Genomic DNA, 20,270 nt, shown 5'->3' with positions numbered 1-20,270 from the left:
AAAGATCGCAGCCTCCGGCAGCTCCTACGAAAGGGAATGCGTTTCCCTGTAGGAGCTGCCGGAGGCTGCGATCTTTTGCTTTTAACGCCCGATCAGTCCGTCACGATCCGCGAGTGTTTCTGCGTGTCTTTCATGGTGATGTACACCAGCAACGACACCGCGATGCACGCGGTCACGTACCAGTAGTAACCGGTTTCCATGCCGATGCTCTTGAACCACAGTGCGATGTATTCGGCGGTGCCGCCGAAGATCGATACGGTCAGTGCGTACGGTAAACCGACGCCCAGCGCGCGGATTTCGGTCGGGAACAGTTCGGCTTTCACCACGGCGTTGATCGAGGTGTAGCCGCTGACAATGATCAGTGCGGCCATGATCAGGAAGAACGCGCCCCACCAGGTCTGGATGGTGTGCAGGGTCATCAGGATCGGCACGGTGAAGATCGTACCGAGCACGCCGAAAGCGATCAGGATCGGACGTCGACCGATTTTATCGGACAGGCCACCGATGATCGGTTGCAGGCACATGAACAGGAACAGCGTGGCGGCGGAAATGGTGGTCGAGTCGGAGATGCTCATGCCGACGGTGTTCACCAGGTATTTCTGCATGTAAGTGGTGTAGGTGTAGAACGCCAGCGTACCGCCCATGGTCAGGCCTACCACGGTGAGCAGCTCTTTCGGATGGCGCAGCAAGGTGCGCATGGCGCTTTCCTTGGACTTCTCTTTTTTGGTGAACGACTCGGTCTCTTCCATGCCGCGACGCAGGTACAGCGCGACGACCGCGCACAGTGCGCCGATGGCGAACGGAATACGCCAGCCCCACGCGTACAGCTGTTCGGTGGTCAGCAGGTTCTGCAGCACGATCAGCACGCCCAGCGCGATGAGCTGGCCGGAGATCAGGGTCACGTACTGGAAGCTGGAGAAGAAACCGCGACGTTCCTTGGTCGCCATCTCCGACAGGTAGGTGGCCGAGGTGCCGTATTCGCCGCCCACCGACAGGCCCTGCAGCAAACGGGCAAACACCAGCAGGATCGGCGCGCCGATGCCGATGGTTTCGTAGTTCGGGCTGAGGGCGATCAGCAAGGAGCCGAAGCACATCAGGTAGACCGAGGCCATCAAGGCTTTCTTGCGACCGACCTTGTCGGCGTAGAGGCCCATCAGCCAGCCACCGATCGGACGCATCAGGAAGCCCACGGCGAAGATCGCGGCGGTGTTCATCAGTTGCGCGGTGGTGGAACCGGCGGGGAAGAAGGTCTTGGCGAAGTACAGCGAGAAAGCGGCGTAGACGTACCAGTCATACCACTCGACCATGTTGCCGACCGAGCCGCTGAAGATCGATTTGATCCGGCTGGCGGTGGTTCTTGCTTTGGCGGGCGCGGCAGCCGACCCAAGGGGCAGGGCGTTGGAGTTATCCATTGAAGGATCCTTCGTTTAATTGTTTTTGTGGAGCGCGTTAAAACGCAGCCTGCCGGGGCTATAGCAGGAGCTGTGCCAACGGCGAGAGGGGCGGTTTAGACGGGGTGGCGGGATTTAATGAGCGGAAATCCGCTTATGGCTGGATTGTGGTGAGCGGAAAATTGCTCATTCAGACCGGTGGATCATCGTTGGCTGTGCCGGCCCCTTCGCGAGCAGGCTCGCTCCCACAGTGGTCGGTGGTGTTCACACATTCTGTGTTCAGCACAAAACCCTGTGGGAGCGTGGCTTGCCCGCGAAGAGGCCCGATCAGACACTGCAAAACTCAGCTGCCCGAAACAAACATCTCCCGACTCAGCCCATGCCGCTGCAGCTTTTCATTGAAGGTCCGGCGCGGTAGCTGCAACTCCTCCAGCACCGCTTTCACATCGCCCTTGTGCCGGGTCAGCGCTGCGCGCAGGCACTGCGCTTCAAACGCTTCCTGCTGCGCGGCGAGGGACTGGCCGGGGTCGATGCCCTGCACCGGCTCATCCAGCCCCAGTACCTGGCGCTCGGCAACGTTGGCCAGTTCCCGCACGTTGCCCGGCCAGTCGTGGCTGAGCAGGTGACTCAATTGCGCTCCGGAGAGTGGCGCAAAGGTGCGGCCCAGACGCTGGGCGGCGCTGAAGGCGAAGGATTCGAACAGCAGCGGGATGTCTTCGCGCCGATCACGCAGCGGCGGCAGACGCAGCTCGGCGACGTTCAGACGATACGCCAGGTCTTCGCGAAAACGTCCGGCCCGGGCCTCGTCCAGCAGATCAGGTTTGGTCGCGGCAACGATGCGCAAGTCGACACGAATGCTCTGATTCGACCCGAGGCGCTCCAGCTTCTGTTCCTGCAGCACTCGCAGCAATTTCACTTGCTGGGCCATTGGCATGCTTTCGATTTCATCAAGAAACAGCGTGCCGCCGTCGGCGTATTCCAGCTTGCCGATACGCTTGCCGGAAGCCCCGGTGAACGCGCCACTTTCGTGACCGAACAATTCGGCTTCGAACAACTGCTCGGGGATCGCCGCGCAGTTCAGCGCGACGAAGGGCTTGTCGGCGCGCGGGCCGAAATCATGCAGGCAACGCGCGATCAGTTCCTTGCCGCTGCCGGTTTCGCCACGGATCAGCACGTTGACCGGCAGCGCCGCCAGATCCAGCACCTGGCGGCGCAAGGGTCTGCATGCCACGGGACACGCCGAGCAGCGTCGCATCGAGGCGGGCGCGGTGGTCGGCTTGCTCGTGCAGGGCGCGGTTTTCCAGGACCAGCCGACGCTTGTCGAGTGCGCGGCGCAGGCTGCCAAGCAGGGTCTCCGGGCTGAACGGTTTTTCCAGGAAGTCGTAGGCACCGTCACGCATGGCTTCGACCGCCATCGGCACATCGCCGTGACCGGTCAGCAGAATCACCGGCAGATCGGCATCACGTTTCTGCACTTCGGCCAGCAATTGCAGGCCACTGAGCCCGGGCATGCGTACATCGCTGAGGATCACCCCGGGAAAGTGCGCCGGCAGGGCCGCGAGGCAATCTTCGGCGCGGCTGAACAGCTGCACCTCGAACCCCGAAAGACTCAGCCATTGCTCGACGGCATTGCGAATGCTGCTTTCGTCATCGACGACCATCACTGAATTGAGCATCAGAGGTGTGCCTCCAGATCGATCGGCAGGGTCAGGGCAAACACCGCACCGGCTTCGCCATTTTCCACGCTCAGACGCCCGCCGGATTCGTGCACGATAGCGAAGGATACCGCCAGCCCCAACCCCAGACCGTCGCCGACCGGTTTGGTGGTGAAGAACGGGTCGAACACCTGATTCAGGTGTTCTTCGGCAATCCCGCCGCCATTGTCGATCACACTCAGGCGCCACAGCTGTTCGTCGGCCTCCAGACGGATTTCCAGACGCTTGCACGGTTTGCCTTGCATCGCATCGAGGGCGTTGCGCAGCAGGTTGATCAGCACCTGTTCGAGGCGGATCGCATCGCCGCGCACCCACGCCGGGCGCGTCAGGTGCAGCACCAGGCTGACCTGTTCATCGCGCAGACGGGCGTCGAGCAATTGCAGCGATTGATCGACCACCGTCGCCAGATCCAGGCGTTCGCGCAGGCCGCTGGGGCTCTTGCGGGCGAAGGTTTTCAGATGGCCGGTGAGCGACGCCATGCGCGTGAGCATGTCGTCCACCGGTTTGAGCGCCTTGTAGGCGTCATCGACACGGCCATGCTCGAGCAGCAGGCGCAGGGTCGCCAGTTGCATGCGTTGCGCAGTCAGCGGTTGATTGATTTCGTGGGCCAGGGCGGCGGACATTTGCCCCAGCGCCGCCAGTTTGGCCGATTGCACCAGACCGTCCTGCGCGGTGCGCAGATCGCGGGTGCGTTCCTCCACCAGTTGTTCGAGTTCTTCGCGGTTGCGCTGGCGGACTTTCGACAGACGCCAGCGCTGATTGAGAAACAGCAACAGAAACACCAGCGCCAGCCACACTCCCGCGGCGGCCAGCCCGGCGTTGCGCAAGTCCTCGAAGGCCACTTGCGGGCGGCGCAGCAGGTGCAGGGTCCAGCCTTCGGTGGTCAGCGGCAGCGATTCCCACAAGTAATCCGCCGTTCCGTCCGGGCCTTCGACCCGGCGCAAGTCGCTGTTGTCGTCGAAGTGACGCAGCGACAGATGCGTCAGCGGGACCAGCGATTGTTTGTCGTACTGCCGCGTACGCTTGATCTCGGCCATGTCGCGGCTGTCCAGCGGCCTTAATGAGCGGTAGCGCCAGCCGGGCTGGTTGGCGATGAAGATGATCCCGCGCGCATCGCTGACCAGTAACGTGTCACTGCCCTGGCTCCATTCGCGCTCAAGCTCGGGGAACTCCAGTTTGACCACCATCGCCCCGAGGAACTCGGCGTTGTCGCCCAACACGGCGCTGGACAGAAAATAACCGGGAATGCCGCTGGTCACGCCCACCGCATAAAAGCGCCCGCTGCCCTGAGTGCGGGTCTGGCTGAAGTACGGACGAAAACCGTAGTTGTGGCCGACGTAACTGCTTGGCAGGCGCCAGTTGCTGGCGGCCACCGCGAGGCCAGTGTGATCGAGCAGTTCGAGGGTCGAGGACTGCGCCGCGCCGTTGATCTGCTCCAGCTTCAGGTTCAGCGCGTTCTGTTGCTCAGCACCCACTGGCCCGGCCAGCGCGCCGCGCAATTGCGGATCCAGCGCCAGCACGGCGGGCAGGGCGCGGTAGCGGTCGATCAGGGTATGCAGTGAATTGGCATACAACGCCAATTGCTGGCTGGCACGGGTGGCGTCTTCCTCCAGCGCCTGACGCTCGGCGTGGCGGATGGCAAGGGCCGCCGCGATGGCCGCACCGGCAATGATCAGCAGGGTGTACAACGTCAAACGCAGGGTACGAGAAGTCGGCAGCATGCTGGACTGATGGATAAGGGGACGGGCGGGCACGATAGCATGGGGCCGGCGATCCTGTTCGCTTCATGTGTCAGCGGATCAGACCGTAGTGAACTGACGGGATCTGGAACGCAATATCGTGCGCGTGTATTCCAGCTCGTAGATCACGGCCGCCGTGGCCTGCCATAGATTTTGCGGAGTATCGCCTTCGTTTCGGCCCAATAGCCCATAGGTATTGATTGCCGTCAAACCTGCGCTCTCGAAGGCTTTTTCGATATCCAGCATGTTGGCAGACAAATAATCGATCAGGCCGCTCGCATTGGCGATGCCCTTGGCCATTTTTTCAGCGCTGAGCTCATGACTTGCTCCGGCGATTTCATGGCCTATTTCAATTGCACCCAACAGTGCCCCCGCCGTGGCGCTGATTTCAGCGGCAGCTTGCGGCAGCATTTCCTTGGCGCCAACACTGATCAGAGTGGACGCCACTTCCTTGGAGCCCTTGAGCACGCCCTTCTGCGTATCGGGGATCATTTTCGCGTACTTTTGCTGCAGGTAATTGATCGGTGCCATGGTTTTATATTCGGCTTTCTCGACAATTTTTTCTTTGGACAGACGGCTGGCCTTGAATTTGACAGACGCGCTGGTGCCAGTGCGTTCTGCGGCGTAATCCCACAATCCGCTGATCAGTTTCTTCGCGCCAATGCCCATTGCAATCCCTACGACGTTACCTGCGCCGGGAGCGACGGCGCCCAGCGCCTGGGCGCCGATACCGACCAGAATGCCGCCGCCGTAGGCCACGACTTGGCCGGTCAGGTGTACACCGGTGCGGCGCAGGACGGCCCCGGCAAATTGCCCCGTCGAGCGCTGGTTGAGTACCTGTTGCTGGGCATCCAGACCGCGACGCAGCGACAGCGCCAGAATGTTCAGATGACGATCGACCTGTTGTGACAGGCTGACCCGATCCCGGTAACGCTGCTTTTTCTCTTTGCTCAGTGCCTTTCTCTGATCGCGCTGAGCGGTGGTTTCGATAAACCTGTCCAGGGTCTGGCCGTCGGTGTCGATGTGGCCAATCGGATTGTTGGCGACAAAGGCATACAGGTTCAGCCCGTCGATATCCAGGGCCGGATCAGCGCTGACCCAGCGTTGCAACCACGGTGCGTAATAGCGTGCGCCATAGTAATAAAGGCCGCTGCTGTCCATTTCCCGGCCTGAATAGCGAATGGTTTTGTAGCCGACTTCCAGTGCCGAGCGCGTCGCCAGCCAGGCGGTTCCACCAAATGCGTAGTAATGCTCCAGGCTGATCACGTCAGCTTGCCGATCAAGCTCCAGTGCGCAAGAACCAAGATGGTCATCAAGGTTATAGCGCAGTTGATCGGCTTCGATGCCGGACGGTCGGCCATTGAGCCAGTGCAGGCAACGTGCGCCTGGAAGATTGATGACATGCAGTTGCTGCCCGTCACTGCGGCTGTGGATTTCCAGGCCTGGCAGGTAACGTACCTCGTGACGGTGGGTGACGGACGGGGTGTGGCTCAGCGAGCACTTGTAGATGCGCTCACCTTGGCTGTAACGGTAGGTTTCAACGTCGTCGGGCAAGCCGTTGCTGTGTTGCAGCAAGGTCACGCGAGTCAGTTGATCACGACTGTCCCACGCCAGAGGCTGAGCGCCGGGTTGCAGTTTCAACTGGTTACCGTGCTCGTCGAAGTGATCGCTGAACACCGGGTCGGGATCAGCGGATTTGCAGCGCACCCCACGATTGCTGTTCGGGTCGATCTTCATCAGTTGAGTGAAATTGTGGCCTTCGCGCACATGCACAAGCTCGACGAGGTTGTTTCCCGCGTCATATGCATAATGTTCGGTGTAGTTGTAGCGTCGTCCCGGATCCACAGGCTGGATCGGTTGCGGTAAACCGGGTGACTGCTGCGGGATCTCGCCTTCGAAGCCACGACTTTCGCTCAACCGATACAACGAGTCGTAGACAAAGTGGCGATCACCCTCGACGCGCTGATTGGCAAAATACACCGTGGCCAGGGTGCGGTCCTCGATACGCAGGATATTGCCGACCGAGTCGTAGGTGTAGCGCAAGTCTTGCAGCGGTTTTTCCTGATCCTTGCCGGCCAGCAGATGCAGCAGCCGACCGTCAGCAGGATCGTAGACGCGGCGGCTGCGAACACCATTGCCGGCCAGTTGTTCCAGCGGCTGGCCCGAGGCGTTGTATGCGGCAGCGTCGAGCACCGGTTGCGCTGCGTCAGCCCCGGCTATCCACAGTGATATCCGACTGGACTGGCCGGCGACATCGTAGCTGGAGCATTGTCGGTGACCACCGGCATCGGTGACTTGCACCACATTGCCGCGTGCGTCGAAATCCATACGAGTGATGAACGCCGCCGTCTCGCCAGACAGCGTAAGGGTTTCACCCATGGCCTTGCCATGCAGGCTGTATCCGTCGACCATCACCGTGGCGCCCGGGTCGGCGCTTTCGCTCAGCTCACCGCGCAGGTTATGCCCGGGGTCGGCATTGTGATCGGCATAGCTGTAGCGCTCGACGTCGACTTGCGCATCTTCAGTGACGGCGATCAACCGCATCATCGGGTCGTATCGATAGCGCCATTGCTTGCCGCGCTGGTCTTGGCGTTGCAACACTTCATTGGCCAGACCGGGCAGATTGACGCGCCAGCCGGAATCGACGCTGTCGACTTTCAGTGGTTCGCCGTCCAGACGGTAGGCGGTGGTCAGGCAGGGCATCGGGAGCCGTGGGTCATATTGTTCGATCAGACGGCCGTTGGGGTCGTAGCATTGGCGGGTGATCTGGCATTGGACTTCGGCGTCCACCACCGTCCGCAGATAAGCAACGTTTCTGGCCGGCAGCCCCCTGGGATCGTGAGCCGACAGGGTGGGCGTTCGCCAGTGCACTGAAGGACTCATGCCCGCCCCTCTGAGAAACGGATCATTCAGGCTGCCTTTTTCCGGGTTCGGCGCTGCGCCAGCAAGAACTGATTGTCAGTAGTGCCCATCGCTTTGTACGCCGTCATCATGTCTTGAGAGCGCTTGATAGTGGACAGCGTAAAACGGGTCAGACGACGCAGGTCCGAGCGAGCGATGGGAGCCAGGGTCTCTACCGATGTCATGTGGTTGATGTTCGGCAGTGAGTTGGCCGGGTAAACGATGTCGGTGCCCAGCGCATCGAATGCATTTTCTGCCCAGCCGGCACGTTGTTCTACCGCCGATTTCCAGTCATCGAGCATTGTGTCTATTTTCTGGATCTTTACCGGATCAAGGCGGTTTTTGATGTCTTCTGCTTCTACTGCCCGGGCAAACATGTTCTGTGCTGCGGGGATGATCGAGATCCACGAAGCCATGAGCCGGCCCATGATGAAGGAGGGGTTGAGTACCGCATCCAGGCCCGGATGAATCAGCTCGTCCTTCACGTTTCGCCAGGAGCTGATGTCCTTGGCGCCTGCTCGGATGCCCAGCTTGTGATCAATGGCCTTGACCGAGATCTGCGAGGTTTGCGGAATCAGTGGGCCCGTTCTGAGACCGGCGCTGTTGGCGATCGGATCTATCATGGCCGTGGCGGAGTCGCCGCCAATATTGCCGCCGATCACCCCCCCCGGTCGTGGTGTAAGGCGTGGTGCCAGGCATATTGGGAATCACCAGGTCAACCAGCTTGCCGCCTGCGACACCGCCCTCATAGCCGACGACCCCTCTCACGACTTCGCCTGCCATGTTCAGTGCCAGATTCATTGCCACACCCTCCTCATGGAGAATGTTGTGGATTTGCCCCGCCACCTGCGTGGAATGTCCCTGGACGCTGGAAAGAAAGGCTGAATACAGCATGATCACACTTTCCGCCTTGTTGTTTCCGTCAGGATCCACATAGCGCAGCGGATTGTTACCCACGAACGCAAACCGGTTTGGCCCATCGACATCTCCCGCCGGATCCGCACTGAGCCATCGTTGCAACCACGGCGCGTAATACCGCGCACCGTAGTAATACAAACCGCTGACATCCATTTCCTTGCCTGAATAGCGCAGCGTCTTGTAGTCAATCTCAACCGCCGAATGCGCGCTCATCCACGCGGTCGCACCGAACGGGTAATAGCCTTCGTGGCTGATCAGGCGCGCCTGCTGGTCCAGTTCCATCACGCATGAGCCCAAGTGGTCATTGAGGGTGTAACGCAACTGGTTGTCGGCAACGCCCGGCGGTTTTCCGCTGAGCCAATGCAGGCAAACGACATGGCCGCCGCCGGTGGCGAGACTGATGACGTGCAGTTGCTCCGTGTTGTCCTTGCTGCGGATTTCCAGTCCGGGCAGGTAGCGCACTTCGTGGAAATGCCGGGTAGAACCGCTGTAGGTGTCATGGCGTTTGTAGACACGCGCGCCTTGGCTGTAGTGATAGAACTCGGCGTCATCCGGGCCGTTTTCGCGTTGGACCAGAGTCACCGAAGCCAGTTGATCGCGGGCGTCCCAGCGTAATGTCTGTCCCGGTTGCAGGGCCATCAGGTTGCCGTGGCGGTCGAATAACCGTTCGAAATCCGGTGCGGGATCACCTTCTGTCCAGCGCACACCGCGATTGCTTGCTGCGTCGATATGCATCAACCGGGTCTGGCAGGCGCCTTCGCGCACATGACGCAGTTGCGTCAGGTTGCCGCCGTGATCGTAGCGGTAGGTCTGCAGGTAATTGCGCCGATCCCTGGGATCGCTGGGCTGCGGTCGGCCGGGAATGTCGCCGGGGGTGGCATCGTCGTAACCGCTGGCGCTGATCAGCCGATACAACGAGTCGTAATGAAACGCGCGTTCGCCGTCGACCCGCTGGTTGGCGAAATAGCTGGGAGTGAATACGTTGTCGAGGATGCGTGTCGGGTTGCCGACCGGATCGTATTCATAACTGATGTCCTGCAGGGGTGGCTGCGCACCTTTTCGCGCCCATTGCCGCTGCAGACGCCCTGTGCCTGGCTCGTAGTCCCAGTCGCTGGCAATGCCATTGCCGGCCTGTTGTTTGATGATTTGTCCGACGGCGTTGAACTGCGTGTCGAGCAACACCTCCTGCCAGGTGTGGTCGCCGGCCAGCAGCAGTTGTAACTGTTTGAGTTGGCCGGCGACGTCGTAGCGCAATTGCTGACGATGGCCGCCAGCGTCGGTCTGTTCCAGCATCGCGTCCAGCGGGCTGAAAATACGCTGAGTGAGAAATTCCCGGGCATCGGTAAAGGTGCGGCTTTCGCGCAGTGTCTGACCGGCCAGGCTGTAGCTGGTCAGGTGCAGGCTGCCGGACGGGTCGATTTGTTCCAGTAATCGGCCGCGCTGGTTGTGCTCGGGCGGAGCACTGGCATCGGCATAGGTAAAGGTGCCACTGAGCGTGTCGGCGCTGTTGCTGATCGCCACCAGGCGCAGCAGCTCATCGTAGCGGCTGCGCCAGTGCACGCCGCGCGCGTCCCAGCGCTGCACGGTTTGCCCGGCCAGCCCGGGCAGACTCAGGCGCCAGCCGGCGTCGACGTTGCTGACCTTGAGTGGCTGGCCGTTGAGGTCGTAGAGGTGAGTAGTGCTCGGGCCGCTCAGGCGTGGATCGAACTGCGCCACCAGACGCCCGGCCATATCGTGCTGTTGGCGAGTCACCAGGGCCTGGGCCGTCTCATCGGCCCGTGCGCGCAGATAACCAACCTGACGCAGCGGCAAGCCGCGACCGTCGATCACGACGAGCGATGGCGTGCGCCGATGGAGATTGGCGCTCATCAGTGCAGCATCCGTGGTGAAGCCGACGCCTGCTCAGCGGTTTCGTCGGTGTCGTTGAAGTCTTCGCTGGTCTGATACCACGGATGATAAGTCTCGCGAGAAAAGTAGCCTTTGGCGTTGATCAGCTTGACCGGACGCCCCAGCGGGTCATAGAACAGTTGATCGAAGTAGCCGTACCGTCGCAGCGATTGATCATTGACGTAACCGTGAGCGTCGGCAAAAAACGGCCGGAACTGCCGCACGGCCAGGCCCTTGTTGTTGTATTCGACCCGGGCACTGACCCGCCAGCGTGACTCGGCGTGTTCCTCGCGCAACTGTCCGCGATCGACGATCAGTGACCCATCAGCGGCCACTACACAGGCGATTCCGGGTTCGACCCGTTGCAGGGTTTGCAACGCGCGGCCAAAACCGTCCACGTAGCTGATGGTGATCTGCACTTGTGCCGCCACCGGATCATCGGGATAGCGGTCGGCACTCAGCGTCGCGCTGTGCACCGGTGTGCGCGCAACCGCGTTGATGAGTTCACGCAGTGCCTGTTCGGCGGGTGTCGGCGCCGTCAATTGCGCCAGCCGTCGGCGCGCGCTGGCGCGAATGTGCAGGCTCGGCAAGACATCGCCGCTGGCCAGCCATTGGTCAAGCAGTTGCGGCGTTGTGTTGACCTGTGTCGGCAACCGTCCCATCCAGCTGAACAAATCCCTGTGCAAGGTGCTGGCCGCTTTTTGTACGGTCGCCTGCGGGTTGGCAATCGCGGCGTCCGGGCCTGGATCTACTGGGCGAACGTATTCGTCGAGCGGTCGAAAACCGGCAGCGACAGCGTTTTCTGTGCCATGGAAGCTGGTCGCAAAAGGTTGGCCGGAAGGTGCATAGAGCGCTTCCTGAATGTTCTCGTTGGCATCGATGATGCGCACTGGCTGCAGAGCATGGCGATCGTATTCGCAGCGGGTGATGCAGCCATCCGGCAGTTCGACGCTGATGACCAGCAGGCGATACTCGTCGTATTGCGCCTCGGTCCAGCCGTGGCTCAGGGTTTCGCGATACGCAAGGACCCGAAAGAAATCCTTGGCCTCGGCGTACTTCGCGTAGTTGTAATGCGCGGACCAAAGGCTTTCGGCGTTCGCGTTTACCGCCGTGTCGTCGAACAGTAGCGGCATGGGTGTGTAACCGATGTTCGCCAGCTCCTGCAGGATATCGAACGGTGGCGGCAGAACGTCGTAGGCGGCGAGGGCCGTCTTGTCAAAGCTGGCCATTTCCAGCGGCCCTGTCAGCGCTTCAAATTCTGCCGAGCCGTCGGGCAGCAGACTGCCGTCTTCTGTCTTGATATAGCGCTGCACGGTTTGTCCGGTCAGCACCCGCAGGGCATTCCACTCGGGCGAGCGGACATGTTCCTTGAGTGACTCCCAGTTTGTCTCTTGCGGGTTGAGACCCGATGGCAGGTCGCCGTTGGGCAATACCAGGGCATTGCGGCGTTGCTGCCAGGGCAGGTGGAGGCGCCATTGTTGCGGGTTCCTGTCCAGATTGATCGAGCGTGCGCGTGTTTCGTCGAGATAAAAAAAAACGCTGCGCCGGGTCATGCGCGTCCCGCCACCACTGTTGCTCGTCGGGGTCGCTGAAAGGCGGGGGATCGTCAGGCAGGCGCCGTCGTGCATAACTGATGGTCAGGCTGTGAGTGGCGTGGCCGTATTCGCTGCTGGCGAGCAAGATTTCATGACGGCACAACGGGTCGTCAATGAAACCATCGTACTGATAGCTAAGTTTTTCCAGGGGCTGTACCAGCAACACGGCTGCCGATCCCCGCTGCCCCGCGGGCAAGACATCTCGCACCCGATAACGAAACTCCTCTACCGCACAGAGCCGTGTATTGGCCGGCTCGTCAGTGCCGGTCCAGGTTTCGATGCGGGCGACGGCGCCGACCAGCGCGCGCGCGATTGCATGGCGTACGCCTTCGTCCTCTGGCGTTACGGGTTCATCGTATTCATCACCGGGGTGATAGCGACTGAAGACGGTGGGTCGCAAATCAACTGCGTCACGGTCACCGTCGAAGTAGCCGTACCTTGATCGATCCATCGCCTGCCCGGTCAAGAACCAGGTACAGACCCGCACCGGTGCTGTGAAGCCAGCTTCGTCATCGCCCGCCGAACGTTCGCTGTCGGTCTGCTGCAGGTGACCGAAACCACGAAATTCACGCTCGGTGCTGTCGTAGACGCCTTCGCGATAGACGCACGATTGAGTCAGGCAATTGCCGGTAATTTCATCCAGTTGGCGTTGCCGGCTGACGACTTGAACCGCGAACGGTAAATGGCACACCGGTATTTCCCCGGGATGCTCGACTCGCCACTGCTGCTTTTCATCCAGCCATTCCTGGGCAGAGCTGCGGTAGACCACCTGCGTGGCGCAGCCCATGTTGTTGTTGGTCGCGGTCAGCAAATAAGGCTTGGCTGCGACGAAGTCGTAGCGCCAGTGCTGCGGGGTCATGTGCGGCACCGTCAGGATCAGGCTGGCACAACCCAGGCCTTGCAGGTCGGCGAAAGTGACCTGACACAGACGGTCGTAACTCACGCCTGGCGGCCACGGCACGAAGACGGGCGTCTGTTCCAGGCCATTGCCGCCGCGATTGAGGTAGATCTCGAAGCCGGCGGTTTTCAGATATATCAAGGCCGGTGCGCCGGAGCCGTCGAGGTCGGCGATCCGCAGTTGCTCGACGTTGAATTCGTCGTACAGGAAGGGCAGGGCACTGATCACCCGGCCTTCGCCGAATTTGCCATGCCCCAGATTGGGCCAGCATTTGATTTCGTTGTGCCGGATCCGGCACAGCTCGCTCATGTCACTGCCGAGCATGTTGCCCAGAAACACCAGTTCTGTGGGGGCGTTGCCGAACAGCGGCAGACTGTCCTCATTGTCTTCGCGAGGCACCTCTTCGGCGCTGGAAAATCCCTGCTCCCGGCGATTGGCATACAAGCGCACCGCGCGCGGACCGATCAGTGCCAGCGAGTTGAGGCCGTCACCGACCAGGTCGCCGAGCTGCGAAAGTGTGTTGAAAAATTCCAGCGGCATGCCGTTAAACGCGATGAATGGCGCCCAGCTGCGGTCGGCATTCAACGTGCGATATCCGCTGATGCCCGGTTCGGCAACGCTCCAGTCCAGTCGCCCGTTGCCGGTCAGGTCGAGCAAGATCTGCCGGGCGGCGCCGTCGCGTCTGGCCACCGGGATCTGTTCCAGTTCAGTCCAGGGCGCATAGGTGATGGCGTCAGGTCCCGCCATTGCACGAAGCGGTTCGCGGTAATACCAGCACTGATCGTAGCGGCAGAGAAATCCCGGTAGACCTTCGCCGTACAGGTCGAGGCACTGGTAAAACTGGCCATCCTCAACGCCCGGCATATTGTCTTCGGCAAACATCCGGGTCGGGATTTTATTGATCGCGAAGGGCGAGTAATCAAACTCCACCGGCGGTGTCGTCTCCAGCGCGCCGCTGGCATCGAAGGCCTGATAGTGAGCGGCGTTGATCCGGTTGTAAGTCCACGGATCGGAGGGTGACGGGTATTCGAGCAGCAGCCGCCGCACCAGCAGTGGATCCGCACCGGCAGGCCGCGAGAAGTTGTGGAACATCAGGATTTGTCGGCACAGGCGCCGCGTACCCAGCTCGAAACCCTGACCGAAGGTGGAGAACGGATCCCGGCGTTTATCCCAGACAGCCAGGCTGTCGCCAGCGTACACCGGAGCCTCTGTCAGTGAACGGGTGCGCTCGCCGTAATCGAACAACAGATGGAAATGCCAATCCAGTTCGGCCGGATCCTCCACTATCCAGCTGTACAAATGCTGGCTGGCCGTGACGTTGCCATAGAACACCGCGCGCAAGTAGCGCTGGGCGCGGTAATCGTGAATCGGGTCGAGGTCCTGATCATCGGCCAGATAGGCAAAGCAGATGTGCTCGCCAAGCGGGTTCATGCTCTCGCACAACAACCAACTGCCGACGCGAAGTGCATCGTCCGGATCGGCCCGGCGCGAGGCGCGGGTCTTGCCGTATACCTGCAGTGAACCGTCCGCGCCGTGGATCAGCCAGAAGGGTGGCTCGGCTGCCGTTTTTTGTCGCCCCGTTGCCAGCGCTCGCGGAGCGCAAAGTCACGTTCGACCCGCGGCCAGTAACGCACGACGTTGTGATAGCCGACTTCAATTCCGTTGTAGGATTTTTCAAGGCGCGACTTTACTGTGCCGTCGTCGTTGAGTTCCAGCAGCCACACCTCACCATCATCACCGATGATTTCATCGAGATCGCTATAACGCGGTACCCCTTTTGCGGTACCACGGCTGATCTGAGCAATGCCCAGGCTCCAGCCGATGCCGAACGGCCCGTTGCCGGTCTGACTGCTGTACGTCAGCGACAGTTGCGGATCCCAGCCACGTCCGGCGGATAGCGGCAGTGGCAGTTCAAATGTAGCCGCGCCAGTGGCACCCACTGCCCCCCAGCTTTTGCCGATCGTTGTGATCGACGCGCTGCTGGCGATGGACGGGGTGATGATGCTCAGCTCTTGATCGGCCATGGTCGGATCCATTGCACACGCGAAGCACGTGCGTGGACAGACGCTACCAACAAGTGAGAAGTACGTAACCTGTCAGATCTGACAGGTGCCAAAGGGCTTTGAATGTGCAGGGCACAAAAAAAGGCCGGCCCGTCAGATGACGGGCCGGCCTTGTTCATGCTGCGAAACGCTTACTGCACTTCTACCGCCAGGCTTTCGGCGATCTTCTGCTGCCAGATCGCCGGGCCGGTGATGTGTACCGACTCACCGTTGCTGTCCACCGCGACGGTGACCGGCATGTCCTTGACCTCGAACTCGTAGATCGCTTCCATGCCCAGTTCGGCGAAGGCCAGCACCTTGGACTTCTTGATGGCCTGGGCCACCAGGTAAGCGGCACCGCCCACGGCCATCAGGTACACAGCCTTGTTGTCCTTGATCGCTTCGATCGCGGTCGGGCCACGCTCGGACTTGCCGATCATGCCCAGCAGGCCGGTCTGCTCCAGGATCTGACGGGTGAACTTGTCCATCCGCGTCGCGGTGGTCGGGCCTGCCGGGCCCACCACTTCGTCACCGACCGGATCCACCGGGCCGACGTAGTAGATAAAGCGACCTTTCAGATCCACCGGCAGGGTTTCACCCTTGTTCAGCATCTCGACCATGCGCTTGTGCGCCGCGTCGCGACCGGTGAGCATCTTGCCGTTGAGCAGGACGGTTTCGCCCGGCTTCCAGCTCTGCACTTCTTCCGGGGTCAGGGTGTCGAGGTTGACGCGACGGGCCGACGGGCCGGCTTCCCAGACGATTTCCGGGTAGGCATCCAGCGATGGCGCTTCCAGCGATGCCGGGCCAGAACCGTCGAGCACGAAGTGCGCGTGACGGGTGGCGGCGCAGTTCGGGATCATGCACACCGGCAACGAAGCGGCGTGCGTCGGGTAGTCCATGATCTTCACGTCGAGCACGGTGGTCAGGCCACCGAGACCCTGGGCGCCGATGCCCAGCTGGTTGACCTTCTCGAACAGCTCCAGACGGATCTCTTCGATACGGTTCTGCGGGCCACGGGCTTTGAGTTCGTGGATGTCGATGGATTCCATCAACACTTCCTTGGCCATGACCGCGGCTTTCTCGGCGGTGCCGCCGATGCCGATGCCGAGCATGCCTGGTGGGCACCAGCCGGCGCCCATGGTTGGAACGGTCTTCAGTACCCAGTCAACGATCGAGTCGGACGGGTTGAGCATGGCCATTTTCGACTTGTTCTCGGAACCGCCGCCCTTGGCCGCCACGTCCACTTCCACGGTGTTGCCCGGGACGATGGAGTAGTGGATGACCGCCGGGGTGTTGTCCTTGGTGTTTTTGCGAGCGCCCGCCGGGTCGGCGAGGATCGAGGCTCGCAGGACGTTTTCTGGCAGGTTGTAGGCGCGGCGCACGCCTTCGTTGATCATGTCGTCCAGGCTCATGGTCGCGCCATCCCAACGTACGTCCATGCCCACACGTACGAACACGGTGACGATGCCGGTGTCCTGGCAGATCGGGCGGTGGCCGGTGGCGCACATGCGCGAGTTGATCAGGATCTGTGCGATCGAATCACGGGCCGCTGGCGATTCTTCGCGCAGGTAGGCTTCGTGCATCGCCTGGATGAAATCCACGGGGTGGTAGTAGGAAATGAATTGCAGGGCGTCGGCAACGCTCTGAATCAGGTCATCTTGCTTGATCACGGTCATGAGTCGCGCTCCTCTAAAAGACGGGAACATTCAATAAGGTGCTTGCAGCTTGGGTGCATCGGTCGGTTGCAAGCACCTTTCAAGGCACGCCGGGGCTGCTGGCGCGACGCTAAAAAGGCGCGGCAGTATACCGCGCCTCGGTGGTGGGCACACATTGGCTTTTGGTCGGATAAACATTGTGGCGAGGGGATTTATCCCCGATCGGCTGCGCAGCAGCCGTAAATCCTGTGCACCCGGTTTGTCTGAGGGATTACAGGGGGCCGCTTCGCGCCCCATCGGGGATAAATCCCCTCACCACAGGTCTTCATGGGGCATTGATGGGTCATGCATTTGACGTCAATTTTTGGCGCCGAAAATCGGTGGTCATTTATCGACCGCCCCTCTAAAGTGGCATCCGGTCTGTAGAGTAGGACACTCGGTCAGCCTCCTATCGCACGGTGAGTCAACGATTGACCCATAACGCCATTCAACGTCTTTTGCTCAAACGCTTCGCCCTCGCTGCGGCCACCTATGGATTGGCTTTGCTGTTGTTGTGGCTGGCATTTTTCACCGGACATTACCCGCAATCATTGAACAGCGTGGCCATCGGCAGTGCGCTGGTGGTGATCTGCCAGGCCACGTTGTTTGCGCTGTTCTGGTCCGGGCACAATCAGCGCTTTGCCGACCCCAGCCTGACCGAAGCGCAAGTGCTGCTCGGGCTCGGCTGGCAGACCTGGCTGATCGCTCATCTGGACGAAGCACGTGGCGCGTTTCTGGTGTTCTACGTGCTGATCCTGTTGTTCGGCCTGTTTCATTTATCCCGGCGCGCGTTCATTCGTTGCGCGCTGCTGGTGTTCTTCAGTTTCTGTGCGATCACCCTCTGGGACGGCTATCACTTCCGTCTGCCGGATCCGGCAATGGCGGCGTTGCAGGTGTGCATTCTGGCGATGGTGCTGGCCTGGCTGGTGATCTACGCACGCTTTGTCCAGGTGTCACGGCAACGCATGCGCCAGCGCCGGTTTGCCCTGCAGGCGCATCAGGACACCCTGCGCGGGATGATGCGCCAGCTCGAAGATCTGGTGGCCACCGATGAGTTGACCGGGCTGTTCAACCGCCGGCATTTTCTGCGTCTGGCTTCCCGCGAACTCGACGACATGGAGCCGGGTGTGGTTCACGGCCTGGCGCTGATCGATCTCGACCATTTCAAGCGCATCAACGATTTGCACGGTCATGCCGCCGGCGATCAGGTGTTGCAGGCCTTCGCCGGTGTGGCGGGTGCCTGCCTGCGTGACGGCGACGTACTGGCGCGTTACGGTGGCGAGGAATTCGTGGTGTTGCTGCCCGACTGCGATGCCGAACGCCTGACGGCTTGTTGTGAACGCCTGCGCATTGCTTTCACTGATGTCGAACTGGTGGGGCTGAACGTGCGCAACCTCAGCCTGTCGGCAGGCATGACCCTGCTGGAACTGGGTGATGATCTGGACGACGCCTTGCAGCGCGCCGATCAGGCGCTGTACCGGGCCAAGCGCGACGGGCGCAATCGCTGTGCCGCGGCATGGGAGAATGTAGATGCCTGAACTTAGGGTCGGTGACCGGCAATGGTCGGTGGCGGCGGGCAGCAATTTGCTCGACGCGCTGAATCAGCACGGCGTCGCGGTGCCTTACAGTTGCCGCGCCGGCAGTTGCCATGCCTGTCTGGTGCAGTGCGTGAACGGCTTGCCCACCGACAGTCGTCCGGACGCCTTGAGTGCCGAACAGCGCCAGGAAGGCTGGCGACTGGCCTGTCAGTGCCAGGTCACGCAAGACTTGCACGTGCACACGTTCGACCCGCTCACTGACGGTCGCCCGGCGCTGGTCGAGGCGCTGGACTGGCTCAGCGACAACGTACTGCGTTTGCGCCTGACCCCGCAACGACCGCTGCGCTACAGCGCCGGGCAGCATCTGGTGTTGTGGATCAAGCACATCGCCCGGCCATATTCGCTGGCGAGCCTGCCGCAGGAAGACCGCTATCTCGAATTCCACCTCGACTGTCGGCAGCCCGGCGAATTCAGCGATGCGGCGCGGCGCCTGCAGATCGGCGACCCGATCCGCCTCGGCGAGCTGAGCGGCGGCGCCCTGCATTACGACCCGGACTGGCACGCCCGCCCGCTGTGGCTGCTGGCCGCCGGCACCGGGCTGGGGCCGTTGTTCGGCGTGCTGCGCGAAGCCTTGCGTCAGGATCACCAAGGCGCCATCCGCCTTATTCATCTGGCCCATGACGCGCGTGAGCACTATCTGGCCAAACCTCTGGCGGCGCTCGCTGCGCAGCGCGAAAACCTCAGCGTCGAGCTATGGACGGCGGCCGAGTCAGCCGCCGCTTTGGCGCAACTGCGCCTTGTTTCCCGGCAGACACTGGCCTTAGTCTGCGGCTCGACTGCCAGCGTCGAGGCCTTTGCCAAGCGTCTGTACCTGGCCGGACTGCCGCGCAATCAACTGCTGGCCGATGTGTTTTTGTCCCGCCGTTAAGCGCTGATCCTTTTGGAGCAAGGCGGAACCCTGTGGCGAGGGGATTTATCCCCGACGGCTGCGCAGCGGCCCCAGGATTTTGTGAGCGCTGCGCACTCAATCGGGGATAAATCCCCTCACCACAAAAGTTTTGCATCACCAAAAAAGAACTTTGTCAGCCCTTTTTAATGTTGAGTAACGCTGATGACCGAAGCCATCCTGCTGGAACGCGAACGCGGTTTGCTTACCCTGCGCCTCAACCGCCCGGACAAGAAAAACGCCCTGACCCGCGCGATGTACAGTCGCCTTGCCGAGGCCCTGAAGCAGGCCGACAGCGATCCTGAAATCAATGCCGTGCTGATCACTGGCAGCGCCGAATGCTTCACCGCCGGCAACGACATCGCCGACTTCATCCAGCAACCGCCGAGCGACCTCGACAGCCCGGTGTTCCACTTCATGCTCAATCTGCTCGAATGCCGTAAACCAGTGGTTGCCGCCGTGGCCGGTGCTGCCGTGGGCATCGGCACCACGTTATTGCTGCATTGCGATCTGGTCTACGTCAGCCGCGATGCGCGGTTGCGCATGCCGTTCGTCAATCTGGGGCTGTGTCCGGAGTTCGGTTCCAGCCTGATCCTGCCGCGTTTGCTCGGGCAGGCCAAAGCGGCCGAGTTGTTGTTGCTCGGTGAAGGTTTCAGCGGTGAGCAGGCCGCGCAGTGGGGCATCGCCAGCGAGGCGCTGGGCAGTGGCGAAGCGGCGCAGAACAAGGCCCGGGAAATGGCTCTGCGTTTCGACGAATTGCCGCCGGACGCGGTGCGCATCAGCAAGCAATTGATGAGGGCGCCGGATCGCGAAATGATCCGTAAGGTGATCGAGGAGGAGGGCGCGCTGTTCACCCAGCGCTTGCGCTCGCCGGAGGCGTTGGCGGCATTGACCGGGTTTATCAAGCGGCATTGAGATTCTCGCTGGCCGGGCTGGCCTCATCGCTGGCAAGCCAGCTCCCACAGTTTTTTGTGGTGGATGCAAGATCTGTGATCACCGCCTGGCC

General features: G+C 61.3%; 11 protein-coding genes and 1 pseudogene. 3 read left to right on the top strand and 9 right to left on the bottom strand.

Going from position 1 to position 20,270, the window contains the following annotated elements:
• Nucleotides 1-92 precede the first annotated feature (92 nt).
• From HT737_RS08675 to HT737_RS08645, 9 genes and pseudogenes are all read right to left on the bottom strand, one after another.
• The gene (locus tag HT737_RS08675) at nt 93-1,412 is read right to left on the bottom strand and encodes an MFS transporter (protein WP_047296114.1); all 1,320 of its coding nucleotides are present in this window, start codon (nt 1,410-1,412) and stop codon (nt 93-95) included.
• Nucleotides 1,413-1,734: 322 nt separating this feature from the next.
• Nucleotides 1,735-3,067, bottom strand: a pseudogene (locus tag HT737_RS08670) (sigma-54-dependent transcriptional regulator).
• The gene (locus HT737_RS08665) at nt 3,067-4,827 is read right to left on the bottom strand and encodes an ATP-binding protein (RefSeq protein ID WP_047296110.1); all 1,761 of its coding nucleotides are present in this window, start codon (nt 4,825-4,827) and stop codon (nt 3,067-3,069) included. Before HT737_RS08665 ends, HT737_RS08670 begins: the two are co-directional and overlap by 1 nt.
• A gap of 78 nt (nt 4,828-4,905) precedes the next feature.
• Nucleotides 4,906-7,728, bottom strand: a complete 2,823-nt coding sequence (locus HT737_RS08660; RefSeq protein WP_182402238.1) for an RHS repeat domain-containing protein — start codon at nt 7,726-7,728, stop codon at nt 4,906-4,908.
• 555 nt (nt 7,729-8,283) lie between these two features.
• Nucleotides 8,284-10,533 carry an RHS repeat-associated core domain-containing protein gene (locus HT737_RS08655; RefSeq protein WP_182402236.1) on the bottom strand — a complete coding sequence of 750 codons (2,250 nt, stop codon included), beginning with the start codon at nt 10,531-10,533 and terminating at the stop codon, nt 8,284-8,286.
• The gene (locus HT737_RS31785; protein ID WP_306287190.1) at nt 10,533-11,864 is read right to left on the bottom strand and encodes a hypothetical protein; all 1,332 of its coding nucleotides are present in this window, start codon (nt 11,862-11,864) and stop codon (nt 10,533-10,535) included. Before HT737_RS31785 ends, HT737_RS08655 begins: the two co-directional genes overlap by 1 nt.
• Nucleotides 11,803-14,562 (bottom strand): SpvB/TcaC N-terminal domain-containing protein, encoded by a 2,760-nt coding sequence (locus HT737_RS31780; RefSeq protein ID WP_306287191.1) that lies wholly within the window; start codon nt 14,560-14,562, stop codon nt 11,803-11,805. The genes HT737_RS31785 and HT737_RS31780 overlap by 62 nt, the downstream gene beginning before the upstream one ends.
• A gap of 20 nt (nt 14,563-14,582) precedes the next feature.
• Nucleotides 14,583-15,068 (bottom strand): SpvB/TcaC N-terminal domain-containing protein, encoded by a 486-nt coding sequence (locus HT737_RS31775; protein ID WP_306287189.1) that lies wholly within the window; start codon nt 15,066-15,068, stop codon nt 14,583-14,585.
• Nucleotides 15,069-15,238: 170 nt separating this feature from the next.
• Nucleotides 15,239-16,762: a fumarate hydratase gene (locus HT737_RS08645; protein WP_027612504.1), complete on the bottom strand. Its 1,524-nt coding sequence runs from the start codon at nt 16,760-16,762 to the stop codon at nt 15,239-15,241.
• A 449-nt stretch (nt 16,763-17,211) separates the two neighbouring features.
• On the opposite strand from HT737_RS08645, the gene HT737_RS08640 reads away from it, so the two are divergent.
• The 3 genes from HT737_RS08640 to HT737_RS08630 all read left to right on the top strand — a co-directional run bounded on the left by HT737_RS08640 (nt 17,212) and on the right by HT737_RS08630 (nt 20,179).
• Nucleotides 17,212-18,318 carry a GGDEF domain-containing protein gene (locus HT737_RS08640; protein WP_108183636.1) on the top strand — a complete coding sequence of 369 codons (1,107 nt, stop codon included), beginning with the start codon at nt 17,212-17,214 and terminating at the stop codon, nt 18,316-18,318.
• Complete coding sequence (locus tag HT737_RS08635) at nt 18,311-19,246, top strand: iron-sulfur-binding ferredoxin reductase (protein WP_182402234.1); 936 nt, start codon at nt 18,311-18,313, stop codon at nt 19,244-19,246. Before HT737_RS08640 ends, HT737_RS08635 begins: the two co-directional genes overlap by 8 nt.
• A gap of 183 nt (nt 19,247-19,429) precedes the next feature.
• The gene (locus tag HT737_RS08630) at nt 19,430-20,179 is read left to right on the top strand and encodes an enoyl-CoA hydratase-related protein (RefSeq protein ID WP_182402231.1); all 750 of its coding nucleotides are present in this window, start codon (nt 19,430-19,432) and stop codon (nt 20,177-20,179) included.
• The last annotated feature ends 91 nt before the right edge of the window (nt 20,180-20,270 follow it).

Origin of the sequence: Pseudomonas sp. MD195_PC81_125, assembly GCF_014060985.1 — a bacterium.
In the GTDB taxonomy this organism is placed as follows: Bacteria; Pseudomonadota; Gammaproteobacteria; order Pseudomonadales; family Pseudomonadaceae; genus Aquipseudomonas; species Aquipseudomonas parakoreensis.
The sequence above is the reverse complement of the archived record's forward strand: the minus strand, read 5'-3'. Positions and strand labels throughout refer to the sequence as shown.